The sequence below is a fragment of the Pseudomonas sp. SIMBA_067 genome, assembly GCF_046534675.1.
Lineage (GTDB): Bacteria > Pseudomonadota > Gammaproteobacteria > Pseudomonadales > Pseudomonadaceae > Aquipseudomonas > Aquipseudomonas putida.
Genome location: NZ_JAWRYH010000607.1, coordinates 1 through 264, shown reverse-complemented (window position 1 = coordinate 264; position 264 = coordinate 1). Strand labels below are relative to the sequence as shown.

1 pseudogene is annotated in these 264 nt (G+C 64.8%); it reads left to right on the top strand.

Features of this window, described 5'->3' with window-relative positions:
* A pseudogene (locus SB765_RS30530) lies at window positions 1-264 on the top strand (two-component sensor histidine kinase); the annotation flags it as partial.

Sequence of the window (264 nt, the reverse complement as noted above, 5' to 3'; positions counted from 1 at the left end):
ACCGCTTCATGGCCTACAACCTGGACCAGGCCAAGGGCGTGCAGGCGTTGATCGTGCGCCAGTTCCGCCAGGCCCCGCGCGAGCAGTGGCCAGCCGTGGCGCAAGAACTGGCCAGCGATTTCGCGCCGCTGGAATTGCAACTGCTGCGCATTGACCAGGCCAGCCTGAGCGATGAGGAACAGGCGCGCCTGGAGCATGGTTTGTACGCGGTGCGCATTGCCGAGTGGGGTTACTACGAAACGGTGCTGGCACCGCTGGACAAGG